Raw genomic sequence first — 12,293 nt, forward strand, 5'->3', positions numbered from 1 at the left:
GCTCATCCGATCGGGTGATGCACGGTGACGAGTTTGGTGCCATCGGGAAAGGTGGCCTCCACCTGGACATCCGGGATCATTTCGGGCACGCCGTCCATGACATGTTCACGTCCGAGCACCTCGCGACCGCTGACCATCAGTTCCGAGACGGTACGGCCGTCGCGGGCGCCCTCGAGGAGATGGTCGGTGATGATCGCGATGGCTTCGGGGTAGTTGAGGAGTAGGCCCCGGGACTGGCGCCGTCGCGCCAATTCCGCCGCATAGGAGATAAGCAGCCGTTCCTGCTCGTGCGGGGTCAATCGCATAAGGGGCGATCCTGCCACGATCCGGGCGGCCCGGCACTTTCACACCCAACGCACAGGCAGTAGTGAGTTTTGCAGTGCGCTTGTCATCGCGGATGCAAGAATCTCCCCGAGTTCGCTGTGTATATGGAGTCGATCAGGAGGGTGCACATGCGGTATGGAATGACGTTGGGGTGCGTGGTGTCAGCCACGGTGTTGATGGCGGGGTGTAGTCAACCCAGTGAGGGGATCAAGCCGGTGGCCGCGCCGTCCACCACTGCCGCCGACGTGCCGATGACGGCGGGCACGTCGGCTCCCCAGTCCGTCCCCGCCACCACCAGGGCGCCCGCACCACCACCTCTGGTGGTCACACCGGACAAGATTGACTCGATCCTGGGCTCGCGCGCCGACGTCGGGGAGATTCTGGGCACCACGCTGGAGTACGACAACAACAGTTCATCGCCACCCACCGACCCGATCGGCGGTGCACCCGATTGCGCGAAGCTCGACATTCCAACATCCAGTCAATTGGGATCCGAATGGACCACGTACCGGTGGAACTATTACCGCGAGACCAAGGACAACACCGCCTACATCGTGAGTCAGGTGGCGGTCCTTTACCCCACCCGCGAGGAGGCGGCGACGGCCTTCACGCAGGCGTTCCCCAAATCCGCGTCGAAGACATGCGTGGGCGCGGAGATCTCCAAACAGGATCAGAAGTGGACGATCAGCAACATCGCGGAAATCACCGATAGCGCAGCCACATGGACCCAGCTCCAGGCACTCCAGGGCACGCCCTGGCGCTGCTTCTTCGACTTCCGCAACAAGAACAACGTGCTGTTTGGGGCGTACCTATGCCAGTACGGCGATGGGGTGCCCGGCGTGACGACCATCGCCGACCGGATCGCCGCATGGATCCCGCAATGAAAGGACCAACTGTGACTCGCGAATCGGTATTGCGGAAGACCACCATCGTGGCGTGTGCCGCTGTTCTCCTGACCGGATGCTCATTCTTCGGAGGCGGCCAGAAGGGTCCGGCGTCGTCGGGGCCGTCGACGGCTTCGGGGACATCCGGTGCGTCGACGGCATCGGCGGCAACATCCACGGTCGACTCGATCAGTCCCGACAAGGCCAACTCGCTCATCGTCCCCAAGCAGGACGTGTCCGACTTGGTCGGTTCCACCCTCGACTACGAGGGCAAGGCCTCCAACCCGGCGTCGACGACGGTTGACGGCAAGGAATCGTGCCGGCCCCTGATGGTGCCGTTGACGAACGACATCGGCGACAAATGGACGACGTACCGAAACGTTTGGTACCAGGAGTCCAAGGACACCTTCTCGCACTTGGTCACCCAACGCGTGTTGCTGTACCCGTCGCGCGACGACGCCAGGGAAACGTACGCGAAGGAGTTCGCTCCCGACGTCCGCACATGCGCAGGGGAAGAACTGAAAACTGATACGGGAACCTGGCGGGCATCGGTCCCGGAGGCATCGGAGGACCACACGCGGTGGGTGCTCGACGAGATCGTCGACGGTCAGCCCTCCGGGTGGCGCTGCATGGCAGAGGCACGCATGATCGACAACCTGCTCCTCATGGTGATGAACTGCCAGCGCGGAAATGGCGGTCCCGCCGTGAAAGCGATCATGAACAGGATGGTGGCCGGCGCCACCAAGCCGAGGTAAGCAACGGGTTCTGGCGCTCGTGTAACACTGGGCGCACGCGACCCGATGTAGCCATGATTTGGGTCAATGTGAGTCATGTATCGATAGGGAGGGAATTCGATGCGTCACGTGTTGACTGCCGGATGGCTGGGACTGGCGGCGTTGCTCGCGGTGAGCTGTGGCACCGAGTCCGGTGGCATCAAACCGATTCCGGTCGGGGCCACCCAGACATCGGCCGCTGCCGATCATGGGCCGGAAGGGGCCATCGCGAGCCCCAAGTCCAGCGCCCCACCGGTGACGACCTCGCTCGAGCCGCCGGCCCCGGTGATCGTCACACCGGAAAAGGCGGACTCGGTCATCATTTCCGCCGACGACGTGGGCAGACTGGTCGGATCCCCGCTGACGTACGAGTTCAAATCCACCACTCCCAGCGACTCGCTGGCGACCGGTAAATGTAAAGCCCTCACGGGCCTGCGCAGCGAGAGCCTTGGCGACGAATGGACGACCTATCGGGGTTCTCGTCAGCAGGAAACAGAAAACCGATACGACCACATCGTGTGGCAGTCGGTCGTGCTGTTTCCCGATACGAAGGCCGCCGCGAACCAACTCCAGGCGGGGTATCCCCCGTCGCTGGCATCGTGCACGGGCTCCCGCCAAACCGAGGGCGATACCGAATGGCAGATCGGCGACGTCTCGAACAATGGCACGAGTGTGAAATGGGTGCGACAACAAACCCAGGACGGAAAGCCGTCAGGATGGCGGTGTTTCTACGACTACCGGGTGAAGAACAACGTGCTTTTCGGAAGCCTGTTGTGCCAGAACGGCAATGGCGCTCCCATAGTTTCCGCGATTGTCGATCGCATGGCGGAATGGATTCCGGCATGACCGCGGTGAAGAACACGGTAGGGGGTCTCATGAGAGGTACGGCAGTGCGGCGAGTGCTGTGTGCCACCGCGATCTCGGTGCTGGCGCTGTCTGGATGTGCCGGCCAGAAGGGGACGACCGAAACGTCGACCGCCACCACGACGACGTCGCGAAGCGTGAACGCGCCGCCTCCAGCGCTGCCGAACAGTGGCCCGGCCGGCCTGACGGGGTGGCCGGGACAGGACAAGATCACCGAGGAAGCCATAGTGTCGGCGCTGTTCACCGACGAGGAGATCGCCAAGGTCCTCGATACACGAGTCGCCAAGACGAACAAACGGGACAAGCCCTTCACCGCCACCGATTCCGATAACGCGAGCTGCAATGTGACACAAGGACTCACGGTTGAGTCGGTGGGCAAGCAGTACGAGACATTCCGTGGGACCGAGATGTTGCTCGGGGACGCCAAGAACCCGGACGCGCAGGTGTATCAGGCGATCGCGGCATATAGCGACAAGGATGCCGCGCAGACCCAGTTCTCGACGGCGACCGACGAGATCAAGGAATGCGACGGAAAAACGTACAACTTCAGCGATCCGGCCGGCACAAAGGTTCCGGTGACGGTGACGGTCTCGTCATCGAACGCGAAGAGGGTGAATTGGGCCCTGGCGTACGGGCCGAACACATACCGCTGTTTCGTGTCGTACAACGGCGTTGCCAATGTGATTGTGCAGACCCAGGTTTGCGCACGCAGTAACTCAAAGCAGCTGGTGCAGAAGATGGCCGACAGGATTGTCGACAAGCTGCAGTTGAGCTGACAAGCCTCCTGGATCTGGTGGGGACTGGATCCGGGCGGGGGGGACGAGAATGGCGGCCAGACCATCGGGGGGCCGGCCGACATCTCTCGAAAGAGCTCGGGTGGGCGCACGGGGGTCGCGCCCACCCGGGTCTCACAGGTTCTGCAGGCGCACTTGTCCGCGGGCGATGGTGCGGTCCTCGTCATCGGTGATGGTGACGAGCCACAGCTGCTGACGGCGGCCCCGATGTATGGGCGTGGATGTCGCGGTGAGGGTGCCGGTCGAGATCGCACGCAGGAAGTCGGTGTTGTTGTTGACGCCGACCACCGCGCTCTCCTGCCCCAGCACGTTGGCCCGCCAGATGAACCCGGACACGCTCGCCACACTCTCGACCACCGAGCAATACACACCTCCGTGCACGATCCCGTTGGGTTGCAACAGGTTTTCGGTGATGGTGAGGCTGGCGGTCACTCCGTCGGGTGTCAGCGCCGTGTATTCGAGGCCCACCAGCTTGTCGAAGGGCGCGTTGGGCATCTGGCTGAGGAGCTCCTGCGTGTCTGGCATTTGATGTTCATATCAGTGCGGCATCCCACAACGAAGAAGTGCCCCACCTGCCTAAGCAGGTGGGGCACTTCCTTCGAGTGGACCGGGGGTCTCTGCAGCCCTCAGGACTCCGGCACGGTCCGGGTGTCTGGTCGCGCTGTTGCGCGTTCGACAAGATTTAGGATAGGCAAGGCTGCCCTAAATTGCAAGCGCTTTATGGCGGACCGGCAATCCGAGTGTCATGAACCGGTCCAGGATCGCCTGCCCACGCCGCATCCCGTCGGTCTCACTGGACCCTGCGAGCAGCGGAACATGGGTCGCCGCGCCCACCACGGTCGAACCGACCAACTGCCACATCTGGCCGATTTCCATTGCGCCCGAACTCACTTGCGACAGGCGGGTGAACAACGGCGCCAGTGCGCGATGGCATCGGTGCGCGGTCCAGGCCGCGAGGGCGTCTTCGCCGGGGAAGACCACCACTTGGGCGCGGTCGCGGTCCGGGTCGTCGGGCAGCACCCGCAGTGTCGGATCGACGACGCCGGCCCAGTCGATGCAGCCTTCGGAGTCGAAGTACACCCACAGGTTCCCGAGTCCGGGGTCCCAGGCGCGGCCTTCCAGGACGACAAGGGCGACCAGGCGGCCGACGACGGTATGAACAAGAGCGTCCGCGAGCTGATGGACGGCAACCGCATCGCTGCCGGTCTCATCGATGGCGCGCGCATACATCTGCTCGAGCCGATCGGTGTTCAACGCACGCGCCAGCGGCCACCATCGGCGCCGGCCCACATCGGACATGACGGCGACACCGTAGGCCCGCGGGCACTCCGGGTACAGCTCGCGAAGCCGGGCGCTCGATTCGTGCAGCGGCAGTGATTGGCGGATGGACATCCCGGCGATCAGCGGATCGTCGGCGATGAGACTCCTGGTCGAAGTGCATCGATCGATGGCCAGTGTCACGGTTGGCGGCCTCCCTTCACGTAGGCAAGATAGGTAAGCCTAACCACATGTACGATGACATCGCCAGGTGCGGGTGTTGTGACTGCCCTCACCGAAGCTCCTGATCACCGGGCCGCATAGGTAAGAACGGCCCCCAGAATCCAGGGCCGAGTGAGAACGAATCGAACGCCGGAACAAAGACCGTGTCCCGGATCGTTGGCTGTCAGAAGCAGTACGACTGGATGTAGTACGGCATTGCGTCGGAGGTGAACGTAGAATGTTCGGAATGGCACGCCTGGGCGAACTTGAACGCGCGGTGATGGACCATCTGTGGTCCTCCCCCGAGCCTCAGACCGTCCGTCAGGTCCATGAGGCGCTCTCGACGCGCCGTGATCTCGCCTATACGACCGTGATGACCGTCCTGCAGCGTCTCGCCAAGAAAGACTTGGTAGTTCAGCACCGCGACGACCGCGCGCACCGCTATGCCCCTGTCCACGGCCGCGACGAACTGGTTGCCGGGCTGATGGTCGACGCATTGGCCCAAGCCAACAACTCGGGTGCCCGCGAGGCCGCATTGGTGCACTTCGTCGAGCGCGTGGGCCCCGACGAGGCCGATGCTTTGCGTCGCGCACTGGCAGATCTCGAAGCCAAAGATCCATCTGCTGGCGGTCGCCCCACCGAGTAAGGGACACTAGGTATGTGTCCGCCCTGGCGTTCGCGATACTCGCGCTGCTGCTGACCGGTCCCGTACCGGCGTTGCTCGCGCGTGCGCGCTGGCCATACCGCGCGCCACGTGCCGCCATGGTTTTGTGGCAGGCCATTGCGGTGGCCGCCGTCCTCTCCGCGTTCAGCTCCGGGCTTGCGATCGCGAGCAGACTGCTCGTGCCAGGCCCCGACGGCCACCCCACCGCCACCATCACCGGCGAAATCGACCGTCTCGGTTGGGGTTTGTGGCTGCTCTACGTCACGGTCTTCGCGATCACCATCCTCATCGGAGTCCGACTGATGGTGTCGGTCATCCGGGTAGGCGTCCGCACCCGCCGCCGCCGCGCCCGCCACCGAGCGATCGTGGACCTGCTCGATCACAAGCGTTACTGCGAGAACTGGCGCGGCGGCTACGACATCCACCATCGGCGCGATCATGATCTGCGTGTCCTGGAAGTCGACGAGCCCCTGGCGTACTGCCTGCCGGGTGTGCGCAGCCGGGTGGTCGTCAGCGAGGGCACGCTAAGCACGCTGGGACACAACGAGGTGACCGCGATCGTCGCGCACGAACGTGCGCATCTGCGGGCCCGCCATGACCTGGTGCTGGAGGCATTCACCGCCGTCCACGACGCCTTCCCGGTCATCGTACGCAGCAAGAACGCACTGGACGCGGTGAAGCTGCTGGTCGAGCTGCTCGCCGATGATGCCGCGGTCCGCACCGCAGGTCCCACGCCGCTGGCCCGCGCACTGGTCGCCTGCGCGGGTGGCCCGACTCCGGTCGGCGCCATGGCCGCAGGCGGGCCCACCACCCTCATCCGGGTCCGCCGGCTGGGTGGGAGCGGCAACAGCCTGCCGTTGTCCTGCGGCGCCTATGCCGCGGCCGCCGCGATTCTGGTGGTACCGACGCTGGCCGTTGTCATCCCGTGGTTCACCGAACTGCAGCGGCTCTTCAGTAAGTAACCTCCAAGTAGACGACCCGCGCTCGCGGGCTGATTGTGACTGCGCGAGAATCCGTGGAGCACAACACGTCAACGAAAGGATGTGCTGGTGACGGCTGCAGACGGTTCGGCGCAGGGTAAAGCTCAGATCGGCGTGACGGGCCTGGCCGTCATGGGATCGAATATCGCGCGCAACTTCGCGCGGCACGGTTACACGGTCGCACTACACAACCGATCGGTGGCCAAGACCGACGCGCTGCTCGCCGAGCACGGATCCGAGGGCAGCTTCGTCCGCAGCGAAAGCATCGAGGAGTTCGTGGCGGCGCTGGAGCGCCCGCGCCGGGTGCTCATCATGGTCAAGGCCGGTGACCCGACCGATGCGGTAATCAACGAGCTCGCCGACGCCATGGAGTCGGGCGACATCATCATCGACGGCGGCAACTCGCTCTACACCGACACCATCCGCCGCGAGAAGGCGATGGCCGACCGCGGCCTGCACTTCGTCGGCGCGGGCATCTCGGGCGGTGAAGAGGGCGCGCTGAACGGTCCCTCGATCATGCCGGGCGGGCCGAAGAAGTCCTACGAATCCCTCGGCCCGCTGCTGGAGGAGATCTCCGCACACGTCGACGGCGTGCCCTGCTGTACCCACATCGGCCCCGACGGCTCCGGCCATTTCGTGAAGATGGTGCACAACGGCATCGAGTACTCGGACATGCAGCTGATCGGCGAGGCTTACCAGCTGCTGCGCGACAGCCTCGGCATGAGTGCACCGGAGATCGCCGACGTCTTCACCGAATGGAACAAGGGCGAGCTGGAGAGCTACCTCATCGAGATCACCGCCGAAGTGCTCAAGCAGGTGGACGCAAAAACCGGCAAGCCGCTCGTCGACGTCATCGTCGATGCCGCCGAGCAGAAGGGCACCGGCCGCTGGACGGTCAAGTCAGCACTCGATCTCGGAGTGCCGGTGACGGGTATCGCCGAGGCCGTGTTCGCCCGCGCACTATCCGGATCGCGGCCGCAACGCGCGGCAGCAGCCGGCTTCGCTGCCGGCCAGCTCGGTGAAAAGCCAAGCGATGCAAAGCAGTTCATCGAAGACGTGCGTCAGGCGCTGTACGCCTCCAAGATTGTGGCCTACGCGCAGGGGTTCAACCAGATCGCGGCGGGCAGCGAGGAATACAACTGGAACGTCAAGCCCGGCGACCTGGCCACCATCTGGCGCGGTGGTTGCATCATCCGCGCGCAGTTCCTCAACCGGGTCAAGGAAGCGTTCGCCGAGCAGCCCGATCTGCCGACTCTCATTGCGGCCCCGTACTTCCGGGATGCCGTCGAGAAGGGCATCGACAGCTGGCGTCGGGTCGTGGTGACGGCGACGCAGCTGGGCATTCCGGTCCCCGGCTTCGCCTCGTCACTGTCGTACTACGACGGTTTGCGCACCGATCGCCTGCCCGCCGCACTCACCCAGGCACAGCGTGACTTCTTTGGCGCGCACACCTATGAGCGCGTCGACTCCTCCGGTAAGTTCCACACGCTCTGGAGCGGCGACCGCAGCGAGGTCGAGGCGTAAGGCCAGAACACGAGGCGTAGGGCAGTCACATCATGAAGTTTCTGGACGGGCAGCGGCCACCGTATGACCTCACCTACGACGACGTCTTCGTGGTGCCGAACCACTCGGATGTCACCTCGCGCTTCGATGTCGACCTGACCACCGTCGACGGCACCGGCACCACGATCCCCATCGTGGTCGCCAACATGACGGCGGTGGCGGGACGGCGGATGGCCGAGACCGTCGCCCGCCGGGGCGGAATCACCGTGTTACCGCAGGATCTTCCGGTGCAGGCCGTCGCGCAGACGGTCGAGTTCGTCAAGAGTCGCGACCTGGTCTACGACACTCCGGTGACGCTGGCCCCTGATGACTCGGCCGGTGAGGCGATCGCGCTGATTCACAAGCGATCGCATGGGGCCGCAGTGGTACTGGAGGACGGCAAACCGCTGGGGCTGGTCACCGAGAGCGCATGCACCGGTATCGACAGGTTCACCCGTGTCCACGACATCGCGGCGACCGATTTCGTCACGGTGCCGACGGGGACCGATCCACGGGCGATCTTCGAACGGCTGGCCGAGGCGCACGTGCCGGTGGCGGTGCTGACGCGTCCGGACGGAACCATGGCGGGCATCCTCACCCGCACCGGGGCCATTCGGGCGGGTCTGTACACGCCCGCCGTCGACGCGGACGGGCGGCTGCGCATCGCCGGGGCCGTCGGGATCAACGGCGATGTCCGGGCCAAGGCGACCGCCCTGGTGCAGGCCGGGGTGGATCTGTTGGTCATCGACACCGCGCACGGACACCAGCAGAAGATGATCGACGTGCTCACCTCGGTCGCCAAGTTGTCGCTGGGTGTGCCTATCGCCGCGGGCAATGTGGTGTCGGCACAGGGCACCCGCGATCTGATCCAGGCCGGCGCGGACATCGTGAAGGTCGGTGTGGGTCCGGGCGCCATGTGCACCACCCGGATGATGACCGGGGTGGGTCGCCCGCAGTTGTCGGCGGTCATCGAATGCGCAGCCGCGGCAAGAGAACTCGGTGCTCACGTGTGGGCCGACGGCGGGGTTCGGCACCCGCGCGATGTCGCGCTGGCGCTCGCGGCCGGTGCCGCCAACGTGATGATCGGCTCCTGGTTCGCCGGGACTCACGAATCCCCGGGTGACCTGCAGCTCTCACCCAGCGGCCGACGTTACAAGGACAGCTTCGGGATGGCGTCCAAACGTGCCGTCGCGGCCCGCACCACCGGTGACAGCGCCTTCGACCAGGCACGTAAGAGCCTGTTCGAGGAGGGCATTTCCACCTCCCGGATCGAATTGGACGCGCAGCGTCCCGGCGTGGAGGACCTCATCGACCACATCATCTCGGGCGTACGCAGTACCTGCACCTATGTCGGTGCGCGCACGCTGGGCGAGCTACACGAGCGGGTGGTTCTGGGTGTCCAATCAGCCGCCGGATTCGCGGAGGGACGCCCTCTTCCCGAAGGTTGGTAACCGTACGGCGACCTGCACGGTTACCATTGAGCCTCATGATGGTCACACGGTGTGACCACTTAACCTAAGGGGCCAGCAAGCGGTGACGGTCTTACTCACCGGGCTGAGCTTGCTTGCCATCGTGGCGCTGACCGCGGGCACCGCCCTTTTCGTGGCGGCAGAATTCTCCTTGACCGCGCTGGAACGGAGCTCCATCGAGGCGCGGGCCAAGACGGGTGACAGCCGGGACCGGTTGGTCAAAAGGGCGCACAGCACGCTGTCTTTCCAGCTGTCCGGGGCACAGCTCGGCATCACCATCACCACACTGGTCACCGGATACCTCGCCGAGCCGGTGATCGCGCGCCTGCTGTCGCAGTTGTTCGGATACACCGGGATTGCCATCAGCAGCGCGATATCACTGGCCCTGGCGCTGCTCATCGCCACCTCGGTATCGATGATCTTCGGTGAGCTGGTCCCGAAGAACTTCGCGCTGGCGCGCCCCATTTGGACCTCGCGCACCACCGCGGGCCCCATGGTGCTGTTCTCGGCGGTGTTCGCTTTCGCGATCCGGGCATTGAACGGGATCGCCAACTGGGTGCTGCGCCGCATGGGCATCGAACCGGCCGAGGAACTGCGCTCGGCGCGTTCACCGCAAGAGCTGGGATCGCTGGTGCGCACCTCGGCCCGCAGCGGTGCGTTGGACGAAACCACCGCGGTGCTGGTTGATCGGTCGCTGCGGTTCGGCAGCCGCACCGCCGAGGAACTCATGACCCCGCGCACCGAGATCGAATCGCTGGAAGCGACCGACACGGTGGCTGACCTGGTCGCCATCGCCGTCGAGAGCGGATTTTCCCGGTTCCCGATCACGGAAGGCGATCTTGACGCGACGATCGGGATCGTCCACGTCAAGCAGATCTTCGAGGTGCCTCGCGATCGGCGGGCCACTACGACACTGGCGAGCCTGGCCCGGCCGGTCGCGGTGGTGCCGTCCACATTGGACGGTGACGCGGTCATGGAGCAGGTACGGGCCAATGGCATGCAAACCGCGCTGGTTGTCGACGAGTACGGCGGCACCGCGGGGCTGGTCACAGTCGAGGACATGATCGAGGAGATCGTGGGCGATGTCCGCGACGAACACGATGATGCGACTCCCGATGTGGTGTCCTCCGGCGGCGGTTGGGTGGTGTCGGGTCTGCTGCGCATCGACGAGGTTTCGGCGGCAACCGGCTACCGGGCCCCCGAGGGCGAGTACGAAACGATCGGCGGGCTGGTGCTGCAGGAACTCGGGCACATCCCCACGGTGGGTGAGACCGTCGAGTTGTCGGCGGTCGTCCCGGACCATCCGTCGGCCGAACTGCCTCGATGGCGGGCTCGGGTGGCGGGTATGGACGGTCGCCGGATCGACCAGATCGAGCTCACCGAGCTGACCGACACCGACGGCCAGGGGGCTTGACCACGATGGGCAGCGACATACTTGGTGTACTACTCACCGCCGCTTTGCTTTTGGCGAACGCCTTCTTCGTCGGTGCCGAATTCGCCCTCATCTCGGCGCGCCGGGACCGGCTGGAGGCGCTGGCCGAGGCGGGCAAGAAGCGCGCCGTGACGGTGATGATGGCGGGCCAGAACCTGTCGCTGATGCTGGCCGGTGCTCAGCTTGGCATCACCATCTGTTCAATCCTGTTGGGCCGCATCGGGGAACCGGCGGTGGCGCACCTGCTGGAGCGGCCTTTCGAATTGTTGGGCGTACCGCAGGCGGTGATGCACACCGTCGCCTTCGTGGTCTCGCTGTCGATCGTGGTGCTGCTGCACGTTCTGCTCGGTGAGATGGTGCCCAAGAACATCGCCATCGCGGGCCCGGAGTCGGCGGCCATGCTGTTGATTCCGCCCTACCTGGTGTACATCCGGCTGGCGCGGCCCCTGATCGCCTTCTACAACTGGTGCGCCAACACCGCGTTGCGGCTCATCAAGGTGCCGGTGAAGAACGAGCTCGAGGTCACCGTGTCCACCGTGGAGCTCTCCGAAATGATCGCGGAGTCGCTGTCGGAGGGCCTCCTTGACGAGGAAGAACACACCCGGTTGCGCCGTGCGCTACAGATTCAGCATCGTGTGGTCGCGGACGTCGTCGTGCCCGCTAACCAGATACGGTCGATCGCCGTATCGGGCTCGGCGCAGGCGCCTTCCGTCACCGCCGTGGAGCGGGTGGTGGCCGAGACCGGATTTTCGCGATTCCCCGTCATCGGGCCGCGTGGGGATTACCTCGGCTATCTGCACATAAAGGACGTCTTGACCATGGGGGACGATCCGGACGCGATCATCGACCCCGCATTCATTCGGCCCCTGCCGCGGTTGCACGGTTCCGTTCCGCTACCGGAGGCGCTGTCGACGTTGCGTCGTAGCAACAGTCATCTGGCACTCATGTCAACCACCGACGGCAGCGTAGTGGGCCTGGTCACACTCGAAGATCTGGTGGAGGATCTCGTCGGCACCGTGCGTGACGGAACTCACCGCATATAGCGCGGTTTCGGGGTTGATGGCTACCAATGAGTAGGATCATTGTTC

Annotated in this window: 13 protein-coding genes; 10 read left to right on the forward strand and 3 right to left on the reverse strand. The window is 64.8% G+C overall.

The window, feature by feature from the left end:
* Positions 1-2: 2 nt before the first annotated feature.
* Positions 3-305 carry an urease subunit gamma gene (locus B4393_RS24505; RefSeq protein WP_070939951.1) on the reverse strand — a complete coding sequence of 101 codons (303 nt, stop codon included), beginning with the start codon at positions 303-305 and terminating at the stop codon, positions 3-5.
* 147 nt (positions 306-452) lie between these two features.
* On the opposite strand from B4393_RS24505, the gene B4393_RS24510 reads away from it, so the two are divergent.
* The 4 genes from B4393_RS24510 (at position 453) to B4393_RS24525 (ending at position 3,621) form a co-directional block, all read left to right on the forward strand.
* Entirely contained in the window at positions 453-1,208 is a 756-nt protein-coding gene (locus tag B4393_RS24510; RefSeq protein ID WP_078336349.1) for a sensor domain-containing protein, read from the forward strand.
* Positions 1,193-1,963, forward strand: coding sequence for a sensor domain-containing protein (locus B4393_RS24515; protein ID WP_078336350.1), 771 nt, complete (start codon positions 1,193-1,195; stop codon positions 1,961-1,963). The genes B4393_RS24510 and B4393_RS24515 overlap by 16 nt, the downstream gene beginning before the upstream one ends.
* Before the next feature lie 99 nt (positions 1,964-2,062).
* On the forward strand, positions 2,063-2,827 hold the full coding sequence (locus B4393_RS24520; RefSeq protein ID WP_070939954.1) for a sensor domain-containing protein: 765 nt from the start codon (positions 2,063-2,065) through the stop codon (positions 2,825-2,827).
* A complete protein-coding gene (locus B4393_RS24525) occupies positions 2,824-3,621 on the forward strand; it encodes a sensor domain-containing protein (protein WP_078336380.1) in 798 nt (265 codons plus the stop codon). Before B4393_RS24520 ends, B4393_RS24525 begins: the two co-directional genes overlap by 4 nt.
* Before the next feature lie 132 nt (positions 3,622-3,753).
* On the opposite strand, the gene B4393_RS24530 is transcribed toward B4393_RS24525, so the two are convergent.
* Complete coding sequence (locus B4393_RS24530; protein ID WP_078336351.1) at positions 3,754-4,164, reverse strand: PaaI family thioesterase; 411 nt, start codon at positions 4,162-4,164, stop codon at positions 3,754-3,756.
* Positions 4,165-4,341: 177 nt separating this feature from the next.
* Complete coding sequence (locus B4393_RS24535) at positions 4,342-5,100, reverse strand: iron reductase (protein ID WP_078336352.1); 759 nt, start codon at positions 5,098-5,100, stop codon at positions 4,342-4,344.
* Positions 5,101-5,356: 256 nt separating this feature from the next.
* Here B4393_RS24535 and B4393_RS24540 point away from each other — a divergent pair, with 256 nt between their 5' ends.
* The 6 genes from B4393_RS24540 (at position 5,357) to B4393_RS24565 (ending at position 12,248) form a co-directional block, all read left to right on the forward strand.
* Entirely contained in the window at positions 5,357-5,764 is a 408-nt protein-coding gene (locus B4393_RS24540; RefSeq protein ID WP_070939957.1) for a BlaI/MecI/CopY family transcriptional regulator, read from the forward strand.
* 14 nt (positions 5,765-5,778) lie between these two features.
* Positions 5,779-6,744, forward strand: a complete 966-nt coding sequence (locus B4393_RS24545; protein ID WP_078283114.1) for a M56 family metallopeptidase — start codon at positions 5,779-5,781, stop codon at positions 6,742-6,744.
* A gap of 87 nt (positions 6,745-6,831) precedes the next feature.
* Positions 6,832-8,286: an NADP-dependent phosphogluconate dehydrogenase gene (gene gndA / locus B4393_RS24550; protein WP_078336381.1), complete on the forward strand. Its 1,455-nt coding sequence runs from the start codon at positions 6,832-6,834 to the stop codon at positions 8,284-8,286.
* Between the two features lie 32 nt (positions 8,287-8,318).
* Positions 8,319-9,755 carry a GuaB1 family IMP dehydrogenase-related protein gene (locus tag B4393_RS24555; RefSeq protein ID WP_078336353.1) on the forward strand — a complete coding sequence of 479 codons (1,437 nt, stop codon included), beginning with the start codon at positions 8,319-8,321 and terminating at the stop codon, positions 9,753-9,755.
* 82 nt (positions 9,756-9,837) lie between these two features.
* Positions 9,838-11,187, forward strand: coding sequence for a hemolysin family protein (locus B4393_RS24560; protein WP_078283112.1), 1,350 nt, complete (start codon positions 9,838-9,840; stop codon positions 11,185-11,187).
* Positions 11,188-11,192: 5 nt separating this feature from the next.
* Entirely contained in the window at positions 11,193-12,248 is a 1,056-nt protein-coding gene (locus B4393_RS24565) for a hemolysin family protein (RefSeq protein ID WP_078336354.1), read from the forward strand.
* Positions 12,249-12,293 lie beyond the last annotated feature (45 nt).

It is taken from the genome of Mycobacteroides franklinii (assembly GCF_002013895.1).
GTDB classification, from domain to species: Bacteria; Actinomycetota; Actinomycetes; order Mycobacteriales; family Mycobacteriaceae; genus Mycobacterium; species Mycobacterium franklinii.